Below are 23,700 nucleotides of genomic sequence, written 5' to 3'. Positions count from 1 at the left end.
CGTGGACGGCAGGACGAAAGGGGACACCTCGTGCACGACACGTTGACCGCGGGCGCATCCGTCACCGGCCTGGGAGCGACCACCCCGCTGGGTGGTGACGTGGCCTCCACGTGGGCCGCGATGCTGGCGGGGCGCTCCGGCGCCGCGCTGGTCGAGGAGGAGTGGGCGGCCGGCCTGCCGGTGCGGATCGCCGCCCGGATGAGCGTCGACCCGGCCGAGGTGCTGGGCCGGGTGCCGGCCCGGCGGCTGGACCGCTGCCAGCAGGCGGCGCTGGTCGCGGCGCGGGAGGCGTGGGCGGACGCGGGGGCTCCGGAGGTGGAGCCGGAGCGGCTGGCCGTGGTGATCGGCACGGGCGTCGGCGGGGTGCTGACGCTGCTGGCGCAGGACGACCTGATGGAGGCGTCCGGCCCGCGCAAGGTGTCGCCGTACACGGTCCCGATGCTCATGCCCAACGCCGCCGCCGCCGTGGTGAGCATCGAGCTGGGCGCGCGGGCGGGCGCGTACACGCCGGTGAGCGCCTGCGCGTCCGGGGCGGAGGCGATCGCGATGGGCCTGGACCTGATCCGGCTGGGCCGCGCCGACGTGGTGGTCGCGGGCGGCGCGGAGGCGTGCGTGCATCCGCTCACGCTGGCGGGGTTCGCGCAGGCGAGGGCGTTGTCGCGGTTCGACGGCCCGCCGGAGGAGGCGTCGCGGCCGTTCGACGCGGCGCGTGACGGGTTCGTGCTCGGGGAGGGCGCGGCGGTGCTGGTGCTGGAGCGTGAGGGGTTCGCGGCGGGGCGCGGCGCCCGTACGCATGCCACGCTGGCGGGCGCGGGCACCAGCTCCGACGCCCATCACATCACGGCGGGCACGGCGGAGGGCCAGGTGCGCGCGATGCGGCTGGCGCTGGACTCGGCCGGGCTGAGCCCGCTGGACGTCGGCCACGTCAGCGCGCACGCGACCTCCACGCCGACGGGCGACCTGACGGAGAGCGCGTCGATCGCCGAGGCCGTGGGCGTCCACCCGGCCGTCACGGCGGTCAAGTCGATGACCGGTCACCTGTGCGGCGCCTCGGGTTCGCTGGCGGCGATCGCGGCGATCCTGTCGCTGCGCGAGGGCGTGATCCCCGCCGTGCGCAACCTGGCCGACCCGGACCCCGAGGTGAAGCTCGACCTGGTGGCGGGCGCCGCCCGCCGGGGCCGGTGGCGGGCGGCGATGGTCAACTCCTTCGGCTTCGGCGGGCACAACGCCAGCCTGGCCTTCACCGCCTAACGGGCGAGGATGTCGTCCAGGTCGTAGGAGACGGGCCGGTCGAGCTGCTCGTACGTGCACGACTCGGGGGTGCGGTCGGGACGCAGCCGCCGCCACTGGGCGGTGTGGCGGAACCGGTCGCCCTCCATCTGGTCGTAGGCCACCTCGATCACCAGCTCGGGCCGCAGCGGGATGAACGACAGGTCCTTCTTGGCGTTCCACCGCGAGATCGCGCCCGGCACCCGCTGCCCGCCGGTGGCCGGGGTGGCGGCGGGCTGGCCGATGCCGGCGGCGGCCTGCTCGGCCCAGTGGCCCCACGGGTGCTCCGACAGCTCGGCGATGTACGGTCGCAGCTCCTCGACGAGCTCGGCCCGCCGCGCCATGGGGAACGAGGCCGCCACGCCCACGTGGTGCAGGCGGCCGTCGTCGCCGTAGAGGCCGAGCAGGATGGAGCCGACGATCGGGCCGCTCTTGTGCTCGCGGTAGCCGGCGATGACCACGTCGGCGGTGCGCTCGTGCTTGACCTTGAACATGGTCCGCTTGTCGGGGATGTAGGGCTGGTCGCCGGGTTTGACGATGATGCCGTCGAGCCCGGCGCCCTCGAACATGTCGAACCACTCGGCGGCCTGGGCGTCGTCCGTCGTCACCGGAGTGAGCCGGATGGATCCGCCTTTTTCGGGAAATATCTCGACCAGCCGCCGCCGGCGCTCCGCGAACGGCGTCTCCATGAACGACTCGTCACCCAGAGCCAGCAGGTCGAAGGCGACGAACGAGGCGGGCGTCTGCTCCGACAGCATCTTGACCCGCGACGCCGCCGGGTGGATGCGCTGCTGCAGCGCCTCGAAGTCGAGGTGCGACCCGCGCGGCAGCACGATCTCGCCGTCGACCACGCATCGGTCGGGCAGCTCCGCCTTGGCGGCCTCCACCAGCTCCGGGAAGTAGCGGGTGAACGGCCGCTCGTTGCGGCTGCCGAGATAGACCTCGTCGCCGTCGCGGAACACGATGCACCGGAACCCGTCCCACTTCGGCTCGTAGAACAGGTTGCCGTCCTGCTTGGGCATCGCCTTGACCGGCTTGGCCAGCATCGGCGCGACCGGCGGGCGCACGGGCAGGTCGAGGTCCGGGATCGGCTCCGGCTCCTTGGCCGCCTTCTTCCCCCGTGGCGCGGTCGGCTCTGTCATGGGCCAGACTCCTTCGTGTAGCGGCAGAAGAGGACCCCCTCCTCTTCCAGCACCTGGCTGAGCTCAAGCTTGACGTGTGACGGCGCGCCGTTGAGGATGCGCGCCGCGTCGCCGCCGATCAGCATCGGGCTGACGGTCAGGCACAGCTCGTCGACGAGCCCGGCGGCGGCGAGCTGGGCGTTGACCAGCGGCCCGCCCTCGCACAGCACCCGGGTCAGGCCGCGCTCGTGCAGCGCGGCCAGGGCGGCGGCCAGGTCGACGGACTCCTCGCCGGCCACGATGACGTCGGCGACCTCGGCGGCGGCCTTGCGCCGCTCGGCGGGCGCGCTCTCGCAGGTGACGACGATGGTCCGGCTGACGCCGCCGTCGAACAGCGGCCCGGCCAGGTCGAGGCCGAGGCCGCGGGTGATCACCGCGATGGGCGGCGCGGCGGGCCGGCCCGCCCGCATCTCGCGCCACGACTCGCGCGGCCGGACCGCGCCGTAGCCCTCGGCCCGGACGGTGGCGGCGCCCGCCAGGATCACGTCGGCCAGCCCGCGCAGCACCCCGAAGACGCGCCGGTCGCCCTTGCTCGACAGCCCGCCGGACAGCCCCTCGACCCACGCGCCGCCGTCGGCGCTGGCCACCATGTTGAGGCGCAGCCACGGCCGGTCGGGGTAGGCGTAGGCCCGCTCGATGTCGGGATTGTCTTCTATGTCGGGATGGATGCGACGCACCCCTCTACCTTGGCACACGCCTGTGACAAGTCATGGACGCCGGGGCTGGCGCAGCACCTGCAACGACCGGGAGGTGACCGCCACCAGGTCGCCGGGCCGCCACCCCTCGTCGACGAACACGCTCTCCAGCGTCTCGTGGCTGGTGTCGATCTCGGGGATCCAGGTGCCGCCGAACTCCTCGCCCGGCAGCGTGAACGTCATGTCCTCGTGATGGGCGTTGATCAGCAGCAGGAACGAGTCGTCGGTGATCTTCTCCCCGCGCGGCCCCGGCTCGGTGATCGCCTCGCCGTTGAGGTAGACCATGAGCGACTTGGCGTAGCCGATGTGCCAGTCGCCCGCCGTCATCTCCGCCCCGCCGGGCGTCAGCCACACCAGGTCACGTAGGCCGTTGCCCGAATGCCGCCCGTGGAAGAAGCGCCGCCGCTGGAACACCGGGTGCTCCCGCCGCAGCTGAGACAGCCTGCGCACGAACTCCAGCAGGTCCGACTCGGTGTGCAGCATCGACCAGTCGACCCAGGCGATCTCGTTGTCCTGGCAGTAGGCGTTGTTGTTGCCCCGCTGGGTCCGGCCCAGCTCGTCGCCGTGGGAGAGCATCGGCACGCCCTGCGACAGGAACAGCGTGGCCAGGAAGTTGCGCCGCTGCCGGTGCCGCAGCCCGACGATGCGCGGATCCTCGACCGGCCCCTCGGCCCCGCAGTTCCACGACCGGTTGTCGTCGGTGCCGTCGCGGTTGTCCTCGCAGTTGGCCTCGTTGTGCTTGTGGTCGTACGAGACCAGGTCCGTCAGCGTGAAGCCGTCGTGGCAGGTGACGAAGTTGATCGAGGCCACCGGCCGCCGCCCGGACGTCTCGTACAGGTCCGCAGAGCCCGTGAGCCGCGAGGCGAACTCCGGCAGCGCCGAGTGCGTCCCCCGCCAGAAGTCGCGCACGGTGTCGCGGTACTTGCCGTTCCACTCGGTCCACAGCGGCGGGAAGTTGCCCACCTGGTAGCCGCCCGGCCCCACGTCCCACGGCTCGGCGATCAGCTTGACCTGCGAGATCACCGGGTCCTGCTGGATCAGGTCGAAGAACGCGCTCAGCCGGTCGACGTCGTGCAGCTCCCGCGCCAGCGCCGAGGCCAGGTCGAACCGGAACCCGTCGACGTGCATCTCCAGCACCCAGTAGCGCAGCGAGTCCATGATGAGCTGCAGCGCGTGCGGCGAGCGCACGTTGAGCGAGTTGCCGCACCCGGTGTAGTCCAGGTAGTAGCGCCGGTCGCCGTCGTGCAGCCGGTAGTAGGCGGCGTTGTCGATGCCGCGGAAGCCCAGCGTCGGCCCCATGTGGTCGCCCTCGGCGGTGTGGTTGTAGACCACGTCGAGGATCACCTCGATGCCCGCCTCGTGCAGCGCCCGCACCATCGCCTTGAACTCCGGCACCTGCTCGCCCCGCGTGCCGGAGCTGGAGTAGCCGCCGTGCGGCGCCAGGTAGGCCATCGTGTTGTAGCCCCAGTAGTTCGTCAGCCCGCGCGCCACCAGGAAGTGCTCGGGCATGTAGTGGTGCACCGGCATCAGCTCGACCGCCGTCACCCCGAGCGACACCAGGTGGTCGATGATCGCCGGATGCCCCATCCCCGCGTACGTCCCGCGCAGGTCCTCGGGCACGCCGGGATGGCGCATCGTCAGCCCCCGCACGTGCGCCTCGTAGATCACGCTCTGGTGGTACGGGACCCGCGGCGAGCGGTCGTTGCCCCACTCGAAGAACGGGTTGATCACCACGTTCTTCGGCATGTACGGCGCGCTGTCGGCCGAGTTGGGCCGCGACGGATCGGTGAAGTGGTAGGGGAACAGCGCCTCGTTCCACGTCAGCTCGCCGTCGACGGCCTTGGCGTAGGGGTCGAGCAGCAGTTTGGCCGGGTTGCACCGGTAGCCCTGGGCCGGCTGGTAGGGCCCGTGCACCCGGTAGCCGTAGCGCTGCCCCGGCATGATCCCGGGCAGGTAGCCGTGCCAGACGAACCCGTCGACCTCGGGCAGGTCGATCCGCTCCTCGGAGCCGTCGTCGTGGAACAGGCACAGCTCGACCCGCTCGGCCACCTCGGAGAACACCGAGAAACCGGTGCCCACGCCGTCCCAGGTGCCACCGAGTGGATAAGGTTCGCCCGGCCAGACTTCGCGCATGTGACCCGATTGTCGCACGCGATCGCGGTCCCGCTACAGGAGTTCGGCGCGCAAGCTGATCGTGGTGCCCGCGAGCGCCTTGCTGACCGGGCAGTTCGCCTTGGCCGTCTCGGCCGCCTCCTGGAACTGCGCGGCGTCGATCCCCGGCACCCGGCCCTGCACGGTGAGCACGATGCCGGTGATGCCCTCGCCCGGCTGGAAGGTGACGTCGGCGCTGGTCCGCAGCGACTCCGGCGGCGTGCCGGCGCCCGCCAGGGCGTGCGAGAGCGCCATGGAGAAGCACGAGGAGTGCGCGGCGGCGATGAGCTCCTCGGGCGAGGTCCGGCCGGCCGGCGCCTCGGCCCTGGACGGCCAGGACACCTCGAACGTGCCCACCCCGGACGTGTCGAGCGAGACGGTGCCGGACCCGTCGAGCAGGGCTCCCTTCCACTCGGTCGTGGCGGTGCGCGTGGTGGCCATGAATGTGCTCCCTCTGCTTCTGGACGTGCGACGACTCGTGGTGTCTTCTGACACTATCCCGGCCCGGCGGGCGCGCCGGGCTCCGACATCCGTCTGCCCTTTTCCGGCGAATAGTGACATGCTCGGGTCGCGGCACACCCGCCGCCTAGGTCCGGATCACGGGAGTGTGGTGCCAGTGGAGGCACCGTACGACGACCGCCTGCTGCACCAGCGGGTGGTCGGCGGCGACGAGGCCGCGCTCGGGGAGATCTACGATCGGCTCTCCTCGCTGATCTTCGGTCTCTCCCTGCGTGTCACGCGGGACCGGGTGATCGCCGAGGACATCACGCAGGAGGTGTTCCTCATCTTCTGGGAGCGCCCGCTGGCCTACGACCCGGGCCGGGGGACGCTGCGCGCCTGGCTCGCCACGATCGCCCACCGCCGCGCCGTCGACCACGTGCGCGCCGAGGAGCGCCGCCGCGTCTCCACGCTCGGCCCCCGCCTGTTCGAACGGGCGCCCGACCGGCTGGAGGACACGGTGCTCGCCGCCGACCAGGCCGAACGGGTGCGGCAGGCGGTCACGGCGTTACCCGACGCCCTGCGCGAGGCGGTCGAGCTCGCCTACTTCGGCGGCAGGACGTACCGGCAGGTGGGGGAGGAACTGGGCGTGCCCGAGGGCACGGCCAAGTCGCGCATCCGGCTGGCGCTGCGCCGCCTGGCCGGCGCGCTGGCAGAGGAAGAGGTGTGATGGAGCCGCTCGAGCGTCTGTACCTGGACGCGCTGCTCGAGGACCCGGTGGAGCCCACGGGCACGCTGCGTCCGCAACTGCTGGCCGGGGCCAGGGCGCGGCGCCGCCCCGCCGCCCCCACCGCGCCCTGGGCCGAGCCGTACGCCGGCCGCGTGGCCGCCCTGGACGCCCTGCTCGCCTCGGCCGTGGACGACGACTGGTCCCGCGTGATCGTCGAAGGCTGGACGCTCCAGGAACTCGTCGCGCACCTGGCCGCCAAGGACGGCCTGCTCGCCGCCTCCGTCGGCGCGCCCGTCCTGGGGCCCGAGCTCACCGCCGCCGACTCGGCCACCCGCACCGCGCACGTACAGGCGTACGAGCGCTCCCGCGACCCCGAGCAGACCCGCAGGGACTGGCGGGCGCAGGCCGACGCGCTCTGCCGCCACCTCGCGGGCCTGCCCGCCGGCACCCCCGCCACCCTCGACGGCCTGGAGGCGCCCGCCGCCGACCACGTGCTGGCCAGGATGCTGGAGACGTGGGTGCACACCGACGACGCCGCCCGCACCGCCCGCGTCAGCCTGCCGCACCCGCTGCCCGGCCACATCCACCCGGTCGCCGACCTGTGCGCCCGGCTGCTGCCGTGGACGATGCTGCTGTCGGGCCTGGACGCGTCCGGGCGCGGCGTGCGCGTCACCCTCACCGGGCCCGGCGGCGGCGAGTGGAACGTCGCCCTCGGCGTCGAGGACCCCGCCCCGCCCGCCGAGCCCGACGCGGGCATCACGGCGGACGTGGTCGCGTTCTGCTTCCTGCTGGGCGGACGCGGCGACCCGGCGAGCTTCCCCGCCGAGCTGACCGGCGACCGGGCGCTGGCCCGCGACGTCCTCGCCACCGCACCCGCCCTGTCGGGCCCCTGAGGGGCGCTGAGAGGCCGCTCAGGACTCGGTGACCAGCTCCACGGCGTACGGGTCGTCGGACTCCTCCAGCACCCGCTTGGCGCCCTGCTGCGCCCGCTCGTCGCCGCGCGCCCGCAGCCCCCGCGTCGCCTCGGCCACCGTGCGCAGGTCGGCGTCGTCGAGCCGGGCCGCCAGAGCGTCGCGGATCTGCGGCGTGTCGGCGTCCAGCCCGGCCAGCCCCGCCGTGGCCCAGTCACGCACCTCGGTCTCGTCGTCGCGCGTCATGTCGATGAGCAGCGCCAGCCCCTCGGCGTGATCCGGCGGCAGCACGTCGGCCAGCGCGATCGCGTCGGTCATCGTGCGCTTGTGACCCGGACGGCCGATGATGTCGAGCACCTGCGGCAGCGCCCTCGGATCGCCCGTGTGGCCCAGCGCGGCCAGCACCGAGCGCAGCACCTGCGGGTTGCCCTCCGTGGTCGTCATCTTCTGCAGCAGCGGCAGCGTGCGCTCCAGATAGGGCTTGTCCTCGCTCGTCACGCCGAACTGGGCGATCGCGTCGACGCCGAACTCGCGCTCCCTGGCGTCCTCGCTCACGCACAGCTTCGCCAGCGCCTCGTACGTCTCGTCGTCGGCCCGCTTGCCCAGCGTGTCGGCCACCACCCACCACGTCTCGGCGTCCTCGTCCACGTCGCGGTGCGCCAGCGCGCGCGCCACCAGCCGGTCGATCGGCGTGTAGACGCCCGCCGCGTCCTCCAGCAGCGTCGCGATCGCCGCGTGGCCGCGCTGCGCCTGCACCTGCTCGCTCTGCGACCCGTCGGCCGAGCGGCCCGCCACCGTCACCAGCTCGGTGCCGTCCTTGGCGAACTGCCGCGCCACCACGTACTCCCAGTCCTCCTGCCCGATCTGGTCGAGCAGCGCGCTCTCCAGGTGCACGCCCAGCCAGTCGGCCGCGATGTCCAGCGGCGTGTCGCCGTCGCCGTCGTACTTCTCCGGGTCGGCGCCCGCCGCCAGCAGCTCACGCACCACGCCCAGCGCGCCGCGCCGGGCCGCCAGCGACAGCGGCGTGTCGCCGGACTCGTTGACGGCGTCGACGTCGGCGCCCGCCTCGATCAGCACCCGCGCCGTGTCGGCGCTGCCGTTGGCGGCGGCCCACATCAGCGCCGTCCAGCCGCCGCTCTCCCGGCCGTCGGCCTCCGCGCCGGCCGCCAGCAGCGCCCCGGCGGCCTCCACCCGGTCCCAGGCGGCCGCCGCGCACAGCGGCAGCCCGCCCTCCTCGTCCGCGCCCTCGCTGGCCACGTTGGGATCGGCCCCCTGGGCGAGCAGCTCGCCCACCGCCTCGGTCTCGCCGTTCAACGCCGCCCGGTAGAGCTGTTCCTCATGCATGACAGGGACCCTAGCCTGGCCCGGCCGCGCCGCGGGACCAAGCCGGGGCCCGTGTCACCAACTGATACGCACAGGAGGGGGTGAGCGGTTCGGGGGATGGCGATTCCTTCTTCGGGAGGATCGCAAACCCCCGCAAACGCGATATGTTGCGAGTATGACTGACCCTGGGGAGGTACGGGCCTCCGACGCCGAGCGGGAAGCCGTGGTGGAGATGCTGCGGGAGGCCTCCGTCGAAGGACGGCTCACGCTCGCCGAGCTGACCGACCGCACCGAGGCCGCCTACACCGCCACCACGCACGCCGAGCTGGCCCTGCTCACCCAGGACCTGCCCGCGGCCCCGGCCGCCCCCGGTCAGGTCCAGCCGCGCGAGGGCAGGAAGCGGCGCTGGTTCGTGGGCATCATGGGCGACACCAAGCGGCGCGGCACCTGGCGCATCGACCAGGAGCTCGGCGCCGTCGCGGTGATGGGCGACGTGCTGCTCGACCTGCGCGAGGCCGAGGTGCGCACCGATCTGGTGGAGATCACCGCCGTGTCCGTGATGGGCGACGTGAAGATCATCGTGCCGGACGGCGTCAACGTGGACCTCGACGGCGTGGCCATCATGGGCGACAAGCGCGTCGACGTGCAGGAGGCCGCACCCGGCACCAGCGCGCCCGTCGTGCGCGTGCACGCCTACGCGGTGATGGGCGACGTCAAGGTGCTCGGCGACTCGCGGGCCAAGCCGCTCAAGCGGCGCTGGTCGGCCTGGCGCGAGCACTGGCGGGAGCTGCACGGCGACGACTGGAACGAGCGCCGCTCCCTCGACCGGGGCTACTGAGGCCGGGGCTACAGAGATCGGGGCTGCTGAGACCGGGGCTGCTGACGGGCCCGCCGCCCGTTCACGCCGGGCGGCGGGGATCAGCTCATGAGGCCGCCGCGTCCACGGGGGCGCGCAGGGCGGCCTCGTAGCGCCGCAGCACCACCTGGGCCAGCTCCGGGGCCGGGCCGAGCACGTCGGCGACCACGTCGGCGCCGGCGGCCAGCGTGTCGCGCCGCACCTTGTCGGCGAAGTAGCCGGGGGCCAGGAGATAGGGCGCCACCGCCACGCGGGGCGCGCCCGCCCGCCTGAGCAGCGCGACCGCCTCCGCGGGCGTCGGCCCGGCGGCCGACGCGTACGCCACCGTCACCGCCCACCAGCCGCCGCCACCGCTGGCAGGGCCCGTTGCGCGGCCGCTCAAAGGGCCGCTCAAAGGGCCGCTCAAAGGGCCGCTCGTGGGGCCGCTCGTGGGGCCGCTCGTGGGGCCGCTCGTGGGGCCGCTCAAAGGGCCGCTCGCACGGCCGGGGGAGGGGCGCCAGGTGCGGGCCAGGTCCGCGACGACCGCGTTGGCGCGCGCGTCGCTGGAGCCCGCCGAGACGAGCACCACCGCCGTGCCGGGATCGCCCGGCGTCACGCCCGCCTCCGCCAGCCGGCGCTCCAGGACGGACACCAGCAGCGGGTGGGGGCCGAGCGTGTCGCCGTAGTGGACGCGCAGCAGCGGATCGCGGGCACGCGCCTCGTTGAGCGCCGCCGGCAGGTCGACACGGCTGTGGTAGGCCGCCGTCAGCAGCAGCGGCAGCACCACGGCCTCCGCGTGCCCGTGCAGCGCCTGCGCCAGCGTCGGCGCCGAGTGGTCCAGGTACGCGCCGCGCACCGGCAGTCCGGGCCGCGCCCGCCGCACCTCCTCCAGCAGCGCCTCGACCGTCGCGGCGGCCCTCGGGTCGCGCGACCCGTGCGCCACGGCCACCAGCGGCACCCCGCCGGGCGGAGAGCCGGGCGGCCCGCCTTGGCCCGCCCCGTCTGCCAACGGGGCGGGCCGGCGGCCGGGAGTTACAGGTGAATGCCGCATTCGACCTTCCCCAGCCCCGCCCAGCGGCCGCTGCGCGGATCCTCCCCCTCGGCGACCTGGCGCGTGCACGGCGCGCAGCCGATCGAGGGGTAGTTGTCGTAGTGCAACGGGTTGATCAGCACCCCGTTGTCGGCCATGTAGTTGTCGACGTCGTCCTGGGTCCAGGAGGCGATCGGGTTGACCTTGACCATCTGCCGCTTGGCGTCCCATTCGACGACCTTGGTGCCGGTCCGGGTGGCGGACTCGTCGCGGCGGATGCCGGAGATCCACGCCAGGTAGGGCTCCAGGGCACGGTTGAGCGGCTCGACCTTGCGCAGGTAGCAGCACAGGTCGGGGTTGCGGCCGAACAGGCGCGGCCCGAGGTCGCGGTCCTGCTCCTGGACGGTGCGCGACGGCTTGACGTTGATCACGTTCACGTCGTAGACCTGCTGGACCGCGTCGCGGGTGCCCACGGTCTCGGCGAAGTGGTAGCCGGTGTCGATGAAGAGCACGTCCACGCCCGGCTTGACCCGGCTCACCAGGTCGATGAGCAGGGCGTCGCTCATGGAGGAGGTCAGGCAGAGCCGGTCGCCGAACGTCGCCGCCGCCCAGCGGATGATCTCGCGGGCGGGCGCGTCCTCCAGGAAGACGGCGGCCGACTCGACGATGTCCTGCAGGTCCAGCGTGCCGCGTTGCTGCGTCAGCCCGGCCTCGATGTCGACGAGCGTCACAGGTTCACCCCGATTCCGAGAAACTTCAGCTTGAAGGCGCGCGAGCAGGCGCGGCAGTACCAGCCGCCGTCGCCTTCGTACGGTTCGAGGTCCTCATCTCCGCAGTAGGGGCAGTGGAAGGGCACGGCGCGTGCGGTCATTTGAGGTCCGCCTCGTCGGCGCGCTGCACCCAGTCGGCGAACGTCTCGCCTTCCTTCTTCTGCTCGTCGTAGTGCGTCACGACGCGCTCCACGTAATCGGGCAGGCCCTCGACGGTGGTCTTGAGGCCGCGCACCTTGCGCCCGAAGCCGGAGTTGACGCCCAGCGAGCCGCCCAGGTGGATCTGGTAGCCGCCGACCTGGTTGCCGTTCTCGTCCATGACGAGCTGGCCCTTGAGCCCGATGTCGGCGGTCTGGATGCGGGCGCAGGAGTTGGGGCAGCCGTTGACGTTGATGGTCAGCGGCTCGTCGAACGTCGGCAGCCGCCGCTCCAGCTCGTCGATCAGCCGGGAGGCGCTGGCCTTGGTCTCGACGATCGCCAGCTTGCAGAACTCGATGCCGGTGCAGGCCATCGTCTGGCGGCGGAACGTCGAGGGGTTGACCTTGAGGTCGTTGGCCTCCAGCTCGGCGACGATCGAGTCGACCTGGTCGGGGGCGACGTCGAGGATGACCATCTTCTGCTCGACGGTGGTGCGCACCCGGTCGGAGCCGTGGCGCTCGGCGATGTCGGCGATCAGGCGCAGCTTGTCGCCGTCGAGGCGGCCCACGCGGGGCGCGAAGCCGACGTAGAAGTTGCCGTCGTGCTGCGGGTGGACGCCGACGTGGTCGCGCCGGTTGGCGCGGGGCAGCGCGGGGGCGGGGCCGTCGGGCAGCTTCTCCTTGACGTACTCCGTCTCCAGGACCTCGCGGAACTTCTCCACGCCCCAGTCGTTGACCAGGAACTTCAGCCGCGCCCGGTGCCGCAGCCGCCGGTAGCCGTAGTCGCGGAAGATGCCGATCACGCCCGCGTAGACGTCGGCCGCCCGCTCGGGGGCGATGAACACGCCGAGCCGCTTGGCCAGCATCGGGTTGGTCGACAGGCCGCCGCCGACCCACAGGTCGAAGCCCCGCTCGCCCTGCTCGTTGACGACGCCGACGAACGCCACGTCGTTGATCTCGTGCACGGTGCAGTGGGCCGAGCAGCCGCTGAGCGCCGTCTTGAACTTGCGCGGCAGGTTGGAGTAGGCGGGGTTGCCGATGAACTTCTCGTTCAGCTCGCGGATCTGGGCGCTGGCGTCGATCACCTCTTCGGCGTCGATCCCGGCCACCGGGCACCCGATGATCACGCGCGGGGTGTCGCCGCACGCCTCGGTCGTGCTCAGCCCGACGGCCTCAAGCCGCTCCCAGATGTCGGGCACCGACTCGATCTCCACCCAGTGGAGCTGCACGTTCTGCCGGTCGGTGATGTCGGCGGTGCCGCGCGCGTACTCGTTCGACAGGTCGGCGATGACGCGGAGCTGGCGGATGTCGAGCTGGCCGCCGTCGATGCGCACCCGCAGCATGAAGTAGCGGTCGTCGAGCTCCTCCGGGTCGAGGATCGCCGTCTTGCCGCCGTCGATGCCGGGCTTGCGCTGGGTGTAGAGGCCGTACCAGCGGAAGCGGCCGCGCAGGTCGGCGGGGTCGATCGAGTCGAAGCCGCCCTTGGAGTAGATGTCGATGATCCGCTGGCGGACGTTGAGCCCGTCGTCGGCCTTCTTGCTCTCTTCGTTCTTGTTCAGCGGCTCTCGGTAACCGAGGGCCCACTGGCCTTCGCCGCGCGGGCGCTTGTGGTGCCGGCTGGCAGGGGTGCTCATTGCGCGTCCTTTTGGGTTTATGGGCGCGCGCAGCGTTCCTCCTGCCTCGTCATCGAGTGCAGGGGAGAGGAGGTGCGACGCGCTCAGCGGAAGAAATCTGCGGTTACCGGGCGTCGCAACAGATGGCACTGCGGACACGCTGAAGGTCGACGTGGCGTCGGCCGACGAGCATGGGGTCCGCTGGCATGCCTCGAAGATACCCCGGCGACGATCGATGTCCAAGACCGGGTCCAGACTCTGGACTCGCCCGGCCTGCCACCCGCCGGCCGCGCGCCCAACCTCGCAGGTCAGAAAAGCTAGCCCTGGCGCAGCCAGTTGACGACGGGCTCGTCCGGCTCCGGCTCGGGCTCCTGGTGCTGGCAGTCGCACCACGACCCGCCCCGGCACTCGTCGTGACGTCGTTCCTTGCAGCGTTCGCAGATCACCCCTGCATTATCAGGGTGATCCCCGATGTGGGCCGGGTACGCACGGTGACATGCTGTGACCATGCGCACCATCCTCAACGTCATCTGGCTCGTGTTCGCCGGCATCTGGCTCGCCATCGGCTACGCGGTCGCCGGGATCGTCTGCTGCATCCTGATCATCACGATCCCGTTCGGCATCGCCTCGTTCCGGATCGCCGCCTACGCGCTGTGGCCGTTCGGCAGGACCGTGGTGCGCGACCCCGAGGCCGGGGCGCTGACGCTGATCGGCAACGTGATCTGGTTCCTGGTCGCGGGCATCTGGCTGGCGATCGGGCACGTGCTCACGTCCATCCCGCTGTTCGTGTCCGTCATCGGCATCCCGCTGGGCGTGGCCAACATCAAGATGATCCCCGTCTCACTTCTCCCGCTGGGCGCACGCATCGTCGACAACGCCTAGGGCAGGACGAGGGGGACGTAAGCTGTCCCCGAGAGTCACTGCGAAATAGCGTTGGGTGCCATGACGTCCACGGATGCGCCTGGCCGGTCCAAGAGGCGGCTCGCCGCCCAAGCCCGGGCGAGGCTGAGCTGGGTGCGCGACACGAGGTCGTGGGCGACCGCCCGCGCCGCGACCAACGCCGGCGTCAACTACCGGGTCACCGGCCTGGCGGGCGAGGCCGCGTTCTTCGCCCTGCTGTCGCTGCCCCCGTTCGTCCTGGGACTCATCGGCGTGCTGGCCAAGCTCGGCACCTGGCTCGGCAGGCAGCGCGTGCGCGACATCGAGGCGTGGGTGATCGACCAGGCCGGGCTGCTGTTCACCGACGACGCCGTCACCGGCGTCGTCCGCCCCCTGCTGGCCGACGTGCTGCGCGACGACGCGAGCAAGGTGTCGATCATCTCGCTGGGCTTCCTGCTGTCGCTGTGGTCGGGCTCGCGCGCCCTGTACGTGTACGTGGACCTCATCTCCGTCGCCTACGGCCTGGGCGAGGAGCGCGGCATCATCCGCACCCGCCTCATGTCGTTCGGCCTGTACGTGGTCGGGCTGGTCATCGGCATCATCGTGATGCCGATCCTGGTCATCGGGCCGACGCTGCTGCGGGGAGTGCTGCCGGGCCAGTACGGCGTGCTCATCGACGTGCTCTACTGGCCGGTGGTGATCGTCGGCTCGGTGCTCTTCCTGACCGTGCTCTACCACGTGAGCGTTCCCGTGCGCACGAAGTGGTACCGCGAGCTGCCCGGCGCGATCCTCGCGCTCATCCTGTGGATCGTCTGCGCCGCCGTGCTGCGCGGCGTGCTGGCCGCCTGGTTCACGCCCGTCTCGGTGTACGGGTCGCTCGCGGCGCCCATCGCGGTGCTGCTCTGGCTCTACATCACCGCGCTGGCCGTGCTCATCGGGGCCATCCTGAACGCCGAGGTCGACCGGCTCTGGCCCGGCCTCGGCCGTGCGAAATGACCGTCGTTCCGCCATAATCGCCCCGATGGAGGCGCAGCAGAGGGTCGGTCCGTACGTCCTGCTCCGCAAGCTCGGCGAGGGCGGGATGGGCTTCGTCCACCTGGCCCGCGACGGGTCCGGCAGGCAGGTCGCGCTGAAGATGATGCGGCCCGAGCTCGCGGCCCGCGAGGAGTTCCGGCGCAGGTTCGGCAAGGAGGCGGAGGCGGCCCGGCGGGTCGCCCGGTTCTGCACCGCGCCCGTGCTCGACGCCGGGTTCGACGGCGGCACGGCCTACCTCGTCACCGAGTTCGTCGAGGGCCCCGACCTGGCCGGGGTGATCCGGCGGCACGGGCCCATGACGGGCTCCAACCTGGAGGCGCTGGCCGTGGGCGTGGCCACCGCGCTGGCCGCCATCCACCAGGCCGGCGTCGTGCACCGCGACCTCAAGCCGTCGAACGTGCTGCTGAGCCCCGTGGGGCCGCGCGTGATCGACTTCGGCATCGCTCAGCTCGCCGACACCGCCGACCTGCCCTTCACGGTCGCGCAGAGCATGGGCACGCCCGCGTACATGTCGCCCGAGCAGGCCAGGGGCGAGCCCGTCACCCCCGCCGGCGACGTCTTCGCGTGGGGCGCGCTGATGGCGTACGCGGGCACCGGCAGGCCGCCGTTCGGCACCGGGGGCGTCGCCGAGGTCGTCTACCGGGTGGTCAACCACGCGCCCGTGCTCGACGGGCTGGACGAGCGCATCCGGTCGCTGGTCGAGCGCGCCCTGGACAAGGACCCCGCCCGGCGGCCCACCGCCCAGCAGCTCCTCGACCGGCTGCTGGGCCGTACGGAGGTCCAGGTGGACGCCGCCACGCGGGTGGTGTCGGAGACCTGGACGCCCGTTCTGGCGCCGGCCGGCGGCGCGCCCGCGGCGTCCTACCCCGCGAGCTCCTTCCCCGCGAGCGCCTTTCCGGTGGGCCCCGGCGGGGGGAACGGCGGCGGGAACGGTGACGGCCGGCCGGGACCCGGACCGGCCGGGCGGCGCGGCGGGGCGGCCGGGCGCGGGCGGCGGTGGGTGCCCGTGGTGACCGCACTGCTGGCCGCCGCCGTCGGCGCCGGCGTCACCGTGGCCGTCCTGCGCCCCTGGGAACAGGCCGCCGGCGAGCCCGGCACCCCCGCCGCCGCCAGCACGATCGACGCGCTCGGCAGCAGGCTGAGCGTCCAGGTCGACTCCCTCGTCCGGCAGGGCGGCACCGTCCGCCTGCAGTGGACCGTCAAGAACGTCGGCGAGGAGAACGCGCCCCTCGCGGGCAAGCTCGGCCGAGGCGCCCTCGACTCCACCGCCTCGCGGGTCAGCCTGGTCCCGCCCGGCGTCGGCTCGCCGATCTACCCGGCGAGCAAGGACGGCGGCTGCGACTGCACCGACCTGCCCGTCGCCCCCTTCCAGGGCGGCGACCAGGTCCAGCTCTACGCCATCTACGCGAACGTGCCCGAGGACGTCGCCCGCGTCGACGTCGACATGGGCCCGCTCGGCGTCATCAGGAACGTGGCCATCACCCCGAGCTGACAGCCCCCGCGCTTCCGATATCGTCAAGGCGTCGCGACTGGCGCAATCGGTGGGATCGACCACCAGGGAGCGGAAGGAGCGGAGGCCGTGCGCCTGGGTCTTCGCAGGATGTCAATGATGACAGGAGACTCATGAGTTCTCTCGCTAGCGTCGACCCGCAGATCGCCGAGCTCATCAAGGCCGAGGAGCGCCGCCAGGCCGACACGGTCAAGCTCATCGCCTCGGAGAACTACGTGTCCAAGGCGGTGCTCGAGGCGACCGGCACCGTCCTGACCAACAAGTACTCCGAGGGCTACGCCGGCAAGCGCTACTACGAGGGCCAGCAGGTCATCGACCAGATCGAGACCGTGGCCGTCGACCGCGCCAAGGCCCTGTTCGGCGTCAACCACGCCAACGTCCAGCCCTACTCCGGCTCGCCCGCCAACCTGGCCATCTACATGGCGTTCCTGCAGCCGGGCGACACCGTGCTGGGCATGGGCCTGCCGTTCGGCGGCCACCTCACGCACGGCTGGTCGGTCTCGGCCACCGGCAAGTGGTTCAACCCGGTCCGCTACGGCGTCCGCCAGGACACCGGCCGCATCGACCTCGACCAGGTCCGCGAGCTGGCCCTGGAGCACCGGCCCAAGCTCATCTTCTGCGGCGGCACCGCCATCCCGCGCACGATCGACTTCGAGGGCTTCGCCGCGATCGCCCGCGAGGTGGGCGCCGTGCTGGCCGCCGACATCGCGCACATCGCCGGCCTCGTCGCCGGCGGCGCCCACCCGTCGCCGGTCGGCCACGCCGACGTGATCTCCACCACCACCCACAAGACGCTGCGCGGCCCTCGCGGCGCCATGCTCATGGCCACCGCCGACGACCACGCCGCCGCGCTCAACAAGGCCGTCTTCCCCGGCCTGCAGGGCGGCCCGCACAACCACACCACCGCGGCCATCGCCGTCGCCCTGCGCGAGGCGTCCACCGACGACTTCAAGGCCTACGCCCACCAGGTCGTCGCCAACGCCAAGGCGCTGGCCGACGAGCTCGCCTCGCGCGGCTTCGACCTGGTCTCCGGCGGCACCGACAACCACCTGATCCTGCTCGACCTGACGCCCAAGGGCATCGGCGGCAAGCCGGCCGCCCAGGCGCTCGACCGGGCCGGGCTGGAGACCAACTACAACACGGTGCCGTTCGACACGCGCAAGCCGTTCGACCCGTCGGGCATCCGCATCGGCACCCCGTCCGTCACCTCGCGCGGCATGCGCGAGGCCGAGATGCGGCAGATCGGCGCCTGGATGGACGAGGTCGTCACCGCGCTGTCCAAGGGCGACGCCGAGGACGTGATCACCCGCGTGCACCGCGAGGTCAGCGAGCTGACCGCGCAGTTCCCCGCGCCGGGCCTGTAAGCGAGTCCCCCGGGCGACCGGGAACGCCCCGCCGCACGGGCTCTCTCGTGCGGCGGGGCGCCGTCGCTCCCGGGGCGGGCCGGATGCCCCGGAGCGAGGGCCGACCGGCGAGCGGGGAAGGCCGCCGTCGGCCGTGGGTGGTTCGTCCCGGAGGTGACCGGCGTGTCCCCTGATCACGCCGGTCACGTACTCGTCGTACGAAAGCAGTACGGACGGCGGGCGGCCCCGGGTTCAACGGACGACGGGAAATCCTCCGTACCGGGGCCGCCCCCGTCACACCTTCACGGTCAGCAGGGTGGCGCCCTCGGTGGTGACCACCTCGAAGTGGTCGATCCGGTCGAGCGGCAGCGCGCTCGCGCCGTGCACGTACAGCGGCCCGGGAGAGCCCGGCACGCCGTAGCCGGCGGGCGGGACGGCCCAGCCCATCATGATGCGGCGGTCGCCATCGCGCGACACCGCGACCAGCGCGCACTCCAGCGGCCCCTTGACCCCCGCCAGCTTGAGCGCCGCATGCGTGCCCCAGCCCTTCGACTCCAGCACCAGCCCGCCCGTCACGCCGCCGCTGCCGACGCCCTCGACCGGCGTGCCCGCGGCGTAGAACCGCTCGGCCGGGCCGATGCCGTCGTGCGGCGAGGCGACGGGCGCGGCCGGCGACCCGCCGCCGAACTGGGCGCCCGCCACCAGCCCGCCCGCCACCAGCGCCACCGCCGCCGCCACCCCCACCAGGAACGTGCCCCGGCGCGACCGCCGGTCGGCCGCCTGCTTGCGGCGCAGCAGGTCGATCACCTCGGCGGGCTCCTCACCCCGCGTAGGCTCGTCCTCCAGCGGACCCAGCCCGTTCAGCGCCTGCGCCACCCCGGACAGCTCCGACAACTCCGTCACACACGGCCGGCAGTGCGCCAGATGCTCCTCGAACGCCCGCCTGTCGTCGTCCTCCAGCAGGCCCAGGGCGTAGGCGCCGACATCGGTGTGCTCCACACGCGCGGTCATGCCGTCACCCCCCTCTCCTCCAGCGCCACCCGCAGCGCCCGGACCGCGTAGTAGACCCGGGACTTCACGGTGCCCACGGGGATGCCGAGCGCCTCGGCGGCGTCGTTGACCGACCGGTCCCGCAGGATCGTCTCGTTGAGGATCTCGCGATGGGCCGGCGACAGCGCCCGCAGCGCCTCGGACACGACCACCTGGTGCAGCAGCTTCTCCATCTCGTCGGGCACGGGCAGGCTCTCCAGCGGCCCGTCGCCCAGCTCCGCCGGGCGCGACTCCCGCCGCCGCCGGTCATCGATCACGATACGTCTGGCGACGGTCGCGAGCCAGGGCATGAGCGAGGCCGCGTCAGGATCCAGCCGCTCGGCGCTGCGCCAGGCCCGGATCATGGTCTCCTGGACCACGTCCTCCGCCCACTGCCGGTCACCCGCCGTCAGCCGGACCACGAACGCCAGCAGCGGCCGGTGATACTGCCGGTAGAGCGCGGACACGACCACCTCCGGGTCGGGCCGCGCCCGCCTCATCCAGTGCCGTAACCGCATGGGGGCTGCCCCCTCTGCCGAGGGTGGGGGATACGTGCTCAGTCGCATCTTTCCCCTTTCTCGCGTCCGTCGGCAGGGGGTACGGCCCGCGTCCCCGCCCGGGTTCAACCGGGCCGGCCGGGCGGCGTCCGAAAACCGGATTGCGTCCCTCCCGGCGGGTGCCGTAAAGTCGCCACGCGAAACGGATCGAGAAGGAGGTGAGGACCCATGCGGATTGTCTTGTGCTGCGTGCCGTCCGACATCCTCCGGGGACTCCTCTAGTCACCCGGCATTCCTTCTCCGCCAAAGGTGTAATCCGTTGCTTCACGATCTTTCCCTGCTCGGCTGGACCGCGTCCCGCGCCGCCGAGCTGCCCGACGGCGCCGTACCCGGCCGGGTCTCGCGGGTCGACCGCGGCGCCGCCGAGGTCATCGCCGCCGACGGCCAGCACAACGCCCGCTACGGCGCCCGCGTGCGCCGGGCCGCCGCCCAGGACCCCGTCGCGCTGCCGTGCGTCGGCGACTGGGTGGCGCTGCGCGCGCTGCCCGAGGGCCGCTACGAGCTCGACGAGGTGCTGCCCAGGACGACCGCGTTCGTCCGGGGCGGCGTCAGCCGCGACTCGCGCGGCGGCCTGTCCGGCGACGGCCAGGGCCAGGTGCTCGCCGCCAACGTCGACATCGTCTTCGTCGCCGAACCGTCCATGCACTCCACCGACTACGCCGACCTCGGCCGCATCGAACGCCTCGTGGCGCTCGCCTGGGAGTCCGGCGGCACGCCCGTCGTGCTCGTCACCAAGGCCGACCTGTTCGAGCAGGGGCTCGACGAGCTCCTGACCGACGTGCGCGCCGCCGCCCCCGGCGTCGACGTGCACGCCGTCTCCTCGCTGCGCGGCGAGGGAGTCGAGCTCGTACGCGGCTACCTCGACGGCTCCCGCACCGCCGTCATCCTCGGCCCGTCCGGCGCGGGCAAGTCCACGCTCGTCAACGCCCTCGCCGGCGACGGCGTCATGGACACCCAGCAGGTACGCGCCGCCGACGGACGCGGCCGGCACACCACCGTGCACCGGGAGCTCATCCCGCTGCCCGGCGGCGGCCTCGTCATCGACACGCCCGGCATCCGGCGGGTCGGCCTGTACGAGATGAGTGAGGGCGTGGACCTCGTCTTCGCCGACCTGGAGGAGCTCGCGTCCCGCTGCCGCTTCCAGGACTGCGGGCACGACAGCGAGCCCGGATGCGCCGTGCTGGCCGCCGTCGACTCCGGCGAGCTGCCCGAACGGCGCCTGCAGAGCTGGCGCAAGCTCCAGCGGGAGGCCGCCTGGATGGCCGCCCGCACCGACGCCCGCCTCCGCAAGGACCTGCAGAACCGGTGGAAGGTCATCCACAAGGAAATGCGCCGCTCCGGCCGCAACCGCCCCTGACCCCCACCCGGCAAGGGATACGCCCGCGGAGGGGCTGACCGCCCCCGGGCCGGTCGCCCCTGGGAGGTTCGCCCCCCGGGACGGCTGCCCCGGGAGGGCCACGCCCCCAAGGCGGGGCCGTTCTCCGGGAGGCGCTGCCTTCAGGGGGTGCGCTCCCGTCGGAAAGGGGTGATTCCGCCGGGGGCTACCCGAGAGAACGGCTCCTTCCGGCAAGGGGTGTCTCTCTGAAGGGGTGGGTCCTCTGTCAGAGGGGCTTTCGGTGGGCACGGCCCGAAAGGGCGGGCATCCAAAAGGTGGGATCGTGGGAAGTGGGGTGTTGCGGGTACGGGGGACGTATGGAGCGGATGTTCGCCGATCGGGCCGAAGCCGGGAGGTTGCTGGCCGAGCGGCTGGAGGTGCCCGAGCCGGTGGTGCTGGCGCTGCCGCGCGGCGGGGTGACGGTGGCCGAGCCGATCGTGCGGCGGCTGGGCGGGACGCTGGACGTGCTCGTCACCCGTAAGATCGGCTACCCGCCGCAGCCGGAGCTGGGGGTGGGGGCGATCGCCGAGGGCGGTGAGCCGGTGTTCGACGGCGCGCAGCTGGCCCGGCTGGGGCTGACGCCGGGGGCGCTGGCCGAGGTGGTGGAGGCGGAGCGGCGTGAGCTGGCCCGCCGGGTGGCGGCGTACCGGGGGGATCGGCCGCTGCCGGAGCTGGCGGGGCGCGAGGTGGTGGTGGCCGACGACGGGCTGGCGACGGGGGCGACGGCGCGGGCGGCGCTGCGGGCGGTGGCGGCGGCGCGCCCGGCGCGGGTGACGCTGGCGGTGCCGGTGGGGGCGCCGGAGACGGTCGAGGCGATGCGCCGGGAGGCGGACGAGGTGGTGGTGCTGAGCGAGCCGCCCGACTTCCGGGCGGTGGGCCAGTGGTACGCGCACTTCGAGCAGTTGTCCGACGCCGACGTGCTGGACGTGCTGGACCGGAACCGGTGAGGGTGACGTCAGGCGGGCAGGACGGCCCACACGATCTTGCCGGGGCCGCCCGGGGCGACCCAGCCCCAGCCGGAGCAGAGCGCTTCGACGAGCCGCAGCCCGCGCCCGTACTCGGAGAAGATGTCGGCGCCCGCGGGCGACGGCGGCGTGGAGCTGTAGTCGGTGACGACGCACGCCACCTCGCCGCCGTGGCGCAGGAGGCGGAGCTGGATGGCGCCGCCTCCGTGGCGCATGGCGTTGGTCACCAGTTCGGACACGACCAGGGTGGCGTCGAAGGCCGCCCGCTCCGCCCCCCACGAGCCGAGCGTGCGGTCGACGAATCGCCTGGCCATGGCCACGCACCCGGGCTCGAACGAGCTGAGTTCGTGAAAGGGGAAGACCGCGTCGCCGTCGCCGGTGCGGCCGTCCAGCATCGCGGACGTCAGCCACGCCGGCGGCCGGGTAGCGCTGGAGGCTTGCGGCCGGGCGTCGAAAGTCGTCATCCTTGGCCCCCGAGGCGCGGTTTCTGGTGATCCATTCCCCATCTTTACGACCGTGCGGCACAGATGCAAGACTTTTCGATGTTTACCGATGCAGAATGCATCTGCACGTGCAGATGATCTGGGAGCGATGGACGTGAGCGCAGAGAGTGCCGAGAGTGCCGAGGGTCTCGGAAGCACGATCCTGAAGCATTCGACGGGGAGCCCGACGGTGCTGCGGATCCTGCTGGGGACGCAGCTGCGCCGGCTGCGCACCGAGCGTGGCATCTCGCGCGAGGACGCCGGCTATTCGATCCGCGCCTCCCACGCCAAGATCAGCAGGCTGGAGCTGGGCCAGGTCAGCTTCAAGGAGCGCGACGTGGCCGACCTGCTGACGCTGTACGGGGTCACCGACCCGGACGAGCGGGCGCCGCTGATCGCGCTGGCCAAGCAGGCCAACGCGCCGGGCTGGTGGCACAAGTACGGCGATCTGCTGCCGAGCTGGTTCGAGGTGTACATCGGCCTGGAGGGCGCCGCCTCGGCCATCCGCACGTTCGAGAACCAGTTCGTGCCCGGTCTGCTGCAGTCGCCGGCCTACGCCCGGGCGGTGATCGAGCTGGGCAACGAGCGGGCGGCCCCGGACGAGCTGGACCGGCGGGTGCAGTTGCGGGTGGCCCGCCAGCGGCGGCTGACCGGGGACGACCGGCTCAACCTGTGGGCCGTGATCGACGAGGCGGTGCTGCGGCGGGCGCCTGGCGGCCCGGAGGCCATGCGGGAGCAGATCGAGCATCTGCTGGCCATGACGGCGGAGCGCAACGTGACGGTGCAGGTCATGCCGTTCGACCGGGGCGGGCACGCGGCGGCGGGCGGCTCGTTCAGCATCCTGCGCTTCCCGGAGCGCGAGCTGCCGGACGTGGTCTACATGGAGCAGCTCACCAGCGCCCTCTATCTGGACAAGGCGGCCGAGTCCGAACATTACGTCAAGGTGATGGACCGGTTGAGCGTGCAGGCTCAGGAGCCGAAGGAGAGCAGGCGGTTCCTCGAGAGCCTGCTTGACCGGTGAAAACGCGTGTGATCCACGGCATAGCGGATTTTTGGTCATCCCGTATATGGCGATGGGCTCGTCACCGTATTGTCTGCTCGTAAGCACGGATGCACGTGCATCCGTATGGCCGAGGAGCTGCCCCCATGCTTGAGTTCCGCAACGGAACGCCCGCGCGTCGTCTTCCCGTCGTCTGGCGCAAGAGCGCGCGCAGCAATCCCAACGGCAACTGCGTCGAGGTGGCGCCCCTGCCCACGGGCGAGGTGGCGATGCGCAATTCACGCTTCCCGGACGGGCCGGCGCTGGTCTACACCAGGGCAGAGATCACCGCATTCGTCCTCGGGGCCAAGGACGGGGAGTTCGACGACCTGCTGGTCTGAGCCGGTCTGAACGAGGGCATGCGAAAGCCGCCGTCCGGGATTGGACGGCGGCTTCGTCGTGC

Annotated in this window: 26 protein-coding genes and 1 riboswitch; of the genes, 12 read left to right on the top strand and 14 right to left on the bottom strand. The window is 72.5% G+C overall.

The window, feature by feature from the left end; all coding sequences use genetic code 11:
- Window positions 1-30: 30 nt before the first annotated feature.
- Window positions 31-1,251 (top strand): beta-ketoacyl-ACP synthase II, encoded by a 1,221-nt coding sequence (locus tag AB0J53_RS06495; RefSeq protein WP_364169146.1) that lies wholly within the window; start codon window positions 31-33, stop codon window positions 1,249-1,251.
- On the opposite strand, the gene AB0J53_RS06490 is transcribed toward AB0J53_RS06495, so the two are convergent.
- From AB0J53_RS06490 to AB0J53_RS06475, 4 genes are read right to left on the bottom strand one after another with little or no spacing between them, the layout of a single operon-like run.
- Window positions 1,248-2,411 carry an ATP-dependent DNA ligase gene (locus AB0J53_RS06490; protein WP_364169143.1) on the bottom strand — a complete coding sequence of 388 codons (1,164 nt, stop codon included), beginning with the start codon at window positions 2,409-2,411 and terminating at the stop codon, window positions 1,248-1,250. The two genes, AB0J53_RS06495 and AB0J53_RS06490, sit on opposite strands and share 4 nt — an antisense overlap.
- Window positions 2,408-3,127, bottom strand: coding sequence for a pyrimidine reductase family protein (locus tag AB0J53_RS06485; RefSeq protein WP_364169140.1), 720 nt, complete (start codon window positions 3,125-3,127; stop codon window positions 2,408-2,410). Before AB0J53_RS06485 ends, AB0J53_RS06490 begins: the two co-directional genes overlap by 4 nt.
- A 30-nt stretch (window positions 3,128-3,157) precedes the next feature.
- Window positions 3,158-5,278, bottom strand: coding sequence for a glycogen debranching protein GlgX (gene glgX, locus AB0J53_RS06480; RefSeq protein WP_357589540.1), 2,121 nt, complete (start codon window positions 5,276-5,278; stop codon window positions 3,158-3,160).
- Window positions 5,279-5,311: 33 nt separating this feature from the next.
- Window positions 5,312-5,737 (bottom strand): OsmC family protein, encoded by a 426-nt coding sequence (locus tag AB0J53_RS06475; RefSeq protein WP_219519331.1) that lies wholly within the window; start codon window positions 5,735-5,737, stop codon window positions 5,312-5,314.
- 169 nt (window positions 5,738-5,906) lie between these two features.
- Between AB0J53_RS06475 and AB0J53_RS06470 the strand changes: the two genes are divergently transcribed.
- Both AB0J53_RS06470 and AB0J53_RS06465 read left to right on the top strand, forming a co-directional pair.
- On the top strand, window positions 5,907-6,464 hold the full coding sequence (locus AB0J53_RS06470) for a sigma-70 family RNA polymerase sigma factor (protein WP_219519328.1): 558 nt from the start codon (window positions 5,907-5,909) through the stop codon (window positions 6,462-6,464).
- Window positions 6,464-7,357 carry a maleylpyruvate isomerase family mycothiol-dependent enzyme gene (locus AB0J53_RS06465; RefSeq protein ID WP_246647068.1) on the top strand — a complete coding sequence of 298 codons (894 nt, stop codon included), beginning with the start codon at window positions 6,464-6,466 and terminating at the stop codon, window positions 7,355-7,357. Before AB0J53_RS06470 ends, AB0J53_RS06465 begins: the two co-directional genes overlap by 1 nt.
- Window positions 7,358-7,375: 18 nt before the next feature.
- On the opposite strand, the gene AB0J53_RS06460 is transcribed toward AB0J53_RS06465, so the two are convergent.
- Window positions 7,376-8,719 carry an ankyrin repeat domain-containing protein gene (locus AB0J53_RS06460; RefSeq protein WP_364169135.1) on the bottom strand — a complete coding sequence of 448 codons (1,344 nt, stop codon included), beginning with the start codon at window positions 8,717-8,719 and terminating at the stop codon, window positions 7,376-7,378.
- 154 nt (window positions 8,720-8,873) lie between these two features.
- Here AB0J53_RS06460 and AB0J53_RS06455 point away from each other — a divergent pair, with 154 nt between their 5' ends.
- Window positions 8,874-9,536, top strand: a complete 663-nt coding sequence (locus AB0J53_RS06455; RefSeq protein ID WP_219519322.1) for a DUF1707 domain-containing protein — start codon at window positions 8,874-8,876, stop codon at window positions 9,534-9,536.
- An 85-nt stretch (window positions 9,537-9,621) separates the two neighbouring features.
- Here AB0J53_RS06455 and AB0J53_RS06450 read toward each other — a convergent pair whose 3' ends face one another.
- From AB0J53_RS06450 to AB0J53_RS06425, 6 genes are all read right to left on the bottom strand, one after another.
- Complete coding sequence (locus AB0J53_RS06450) at window positions 9,622-10,482, bottom strand: CbiX/SirB N-terminal domain-containing protein (protein WP_364169131.1); 861 nt, start codon at window positions 10,480-10,482, stop codon at window positions 9,622-9,624.
- An 83-nt stretch (window positions 10,483-10,565) separates the two neighbouring features.
- The gene (locus AB0J53_RS06445) at window positions 10,566-11,294 is read right to left on the bottom strand and encodes a phosphoadenylyl-sulfate reductase (protein WP_219519602.1); all 729 of its coding nucleotides are present in this window, start codon (window positions 11,292-11,294) and stop codon (window positions 10,566-10,568) included.
- Window positions 11,291-11,434, bottom strand: a complete 144-nt coding sequence (locus tag AB0J53_RS06440; RefSeq protein ID WP_219519600.1) for an Insertion element protein — start codon at window positions 11,432-11,434, stop codon at window positions 11,291-11,293. The genes AB0J53_RS06445 and AB0J53_RS06440 overlap by 4 nt, the downstream gene beginning before the upstream one ends.
- On the bottom strand, window positions 11,431-13,104 hold the full coding sequence (locus AB0J53_RS06435) for a nitrite/sulfite reductase (RefSeq protein WP_219519598.1): 1,674 nt from the start codon (window positions 13,102-13,104) through the stop codon (window positions 11,431-11,433). The genes AB0J53_RS06440 and AB0J53_RS06435 overlap by 4 nt, the downstream gene beginning before the upstream one ends.
- A gap of 103 nt (window positions 13,105-13,207) precedes the next feature.
- Window positions 13,208-13,291 (bottom strand): putative leader peptide, encoded by an 84-nt coding sequence (locus tag AB0J53_RS06430; RefSeq protein ID WP_311132608.1) that lies wholly within the window; start codon window positions 13,289-13,291, stop codon window positions 13,208-13,210.
- Between the two features lie 109 nt (window positions 13,292-13,400).
- Window positions 13,401-13,529, bottom strand: coding sequence for a hypothetical protein (locus tag AB0J53_RS06425; RefSeq protein ID WP_281427552.1), 129 nt, complete (start codon window positions 13,527-13,529; stop codon window positions 13,401-13,403).
- A 61-nt stretch (window positions 13,530-13,590) separates the two neighbouring features.
- On the opposite strand from AB0J53_RS06425, the gene AB0J53_RS06420 reads away from it, so the two are divergent.
- The 4 genes from AB0J53_RS06420 to glyA all read left to right on the top strand — a co-directional run bounded on the left by AB0J53_RS06420 (window position 13,591) and on the right by glyA (window position 17,871).
- Window positions 13,591-13,965 (top strand): YccF domain-containing protein, encoded by a 375-nt coding sequence (locus tag AB0J53_RS06420; RefSeq protein WP_364169125.1) that lies wholly within the window; start codon window positions 13,591-13,593, stop codon window positions 13,963-13,965.
- A 60-nt stretch (window positions 13,966-14,025) separates the two neighbouring features.
- The gene (locus AB0J53_RS06415; protein WP_219519592.1) at window positions 14,026-14,958 is read left to right on the top strand and encodes a YihY/virulence factor BrkB family protein; all 933 of its coding nucleotides are present in this window, start codon (window positions 14,026-14,028) and stop codon (window positions 14,956-14,958) included.
- A gap of 25 nt (window positions 14,959-14,983) precedes the next feature.
- Window positions 14,984-16,489 (top strand): serine/threonine-protein kinase, encoded by a 1,506-nt coding sequence (locus AB0J53_RS06410; RefSeq protein ID WP_364169122.1) that lies wholly within the window; start codon window positions 14,984-14,986, stop codon window positions 16,487-16,489.
- Window positions 16,490-16,512: 23 nt separating this feature from the next.
- A riboswitch (ZMP/ZTP riboswitch) is annotated at window positions 16,513-16,595 on the top strand.
- Between the two features lie 25 nt (window positions 16,596-16,620).
- A complete protein-coding gene (gene glyA / locus AB0J53_RS06405; protein ID WP_364169119.1) occupies window positions 16,621-17,871 on the top strand; it encodes a serine hydroxymethyltransferase in 1,251 nt (416 codons plus the stop codon).
- A 273-nt stretch (window positions 17,872-18,144) separates the two neighbouring features.
- On the opposite strand, the gene AB0J53_RS06400 is transcribed toward glyA, so the two are convergent.
- Together AB0J53_RS06400 and AB0J53_RS06395 are read right to left on the bottom strand one after the other, a co-directional pair.
- On the bottom strand, window positions 18,145-18,861 hold the full coding sequence (locus AB0J53_RS06400; protein ID WP_364169116.1) for a zf-HC2 domain-containing protein: 717 nt from the start codon (window positions 18,859-18,861) through the stop codon (window positions 18,145-18,147).
- A complete protein-coding gene (locus AB0J53_RS06395; RefSeq protein WP_246645137.1) occupies window positions 18,858-19,397 on the bottom strand; it encodes a sigma-70 family RNA polymerase sigma factor in 540 nt (179 codons plus the stop codon). The genes AB0J53_RS06400 and AB0J53_RS06395 overlap by 4 nt, the downstream gene beginning before the upstream one ends.
- A gap of 298 nt (window positions 19,398-19,695) precedes the next feature.
- Between AB0J53_RS06395 and rsgA the strand changes: the two genes are divergently transcribed.
- Both rsgA and AB0J53_RS06385 read left to right on the top strand, forming a co-directional pair.
- Window positions 19,696-20,793 carry a ribosome small subunit-dependent GTPase A gene (gene rsgA / locus AB0J53_RS06390; RefSeq protein WP_357589526.1) on the top strand — a complete coding sequence of 366 codons (1,098 nt, stop codon included), beginning with the start codon at window positions 19,696-19,698 and terminating at the stop codon, window positions 20,791-20,793.
- Between the two features lie 335 nt (window positions 20,794-21,128).
- Window positions 21,129-21,758 (top strand): phosphoribosyltransferase family protein, encoded by a 630-nt coding sequence (locus AB0J53_RS06385; protein WP_364169111.1) that lies wholly within the window; start codon window positions 21,129-21,131, stop codon window positions 21,756-21,758.
- A gap of 8 nt (window positions 21,759-21,766) precedes the next feature.
- Here AB0J53_RS06385 and AB0J53_RS06380 read toward each other — a convergent pair whose 3' ends face one another.
- A complete protein-coding gene (locus AB0J53_RS06380) occupies window positions 21,767-22,240 on the bottom strand; it encodes an ATP-binding protein (protein WP_219506741.1) in 474 nt (157 codons plus the stop codon).
- Between the two features lie 208 nt (window positions 22,241-22,448).
- Here AB0J53_RS06380 and AB0J53_RS06375 point away from each other — a divergent pair, with 208 nt between their 5' ends.
- Both AB0J53_RS06375 and AB0J53_RS06370 read left to right on the top strand, forming a co-directional pair.
- Window positions 22,449-23,279 (top strand): helix-turn-helix transcriptional regulator, encoded by an 831-nt coding sequence (locus AB0J53_RS06375; RefSeq protein WP_357589524.1) that lies wholly within the window; start codon window positions 22,449-22,451, stop codon window positions 23,277-23,279.
- Window positions 23,280-23,404: 125 nt separating this feature from the next.
- Entirely contained in the window at window positions 23,405-23,638 is a 234-nt protein-coding gene (locus AB0J53_RS06370; protein ID WP_219506737.1) for a DUF397 domain-containing protein, read from the top strand.
- Window positions 23,639-23,700 lie beyond the last annotated feature (62 nt).

This window comes from Nonomuraea sp. NPDC049725 (assembly GCF_040674795.1).
GTDB lineage: Bacteria > Actinomycetota > Actinomycetes > Streptosporangiales > Streptosporangiaceae > Nonomuraea > Nonomuraea ceibae.
Note: the sequence above shows the minus strand (reverse complement) of the source record. Positions and strands in the feature narration are given on the sequence as shown.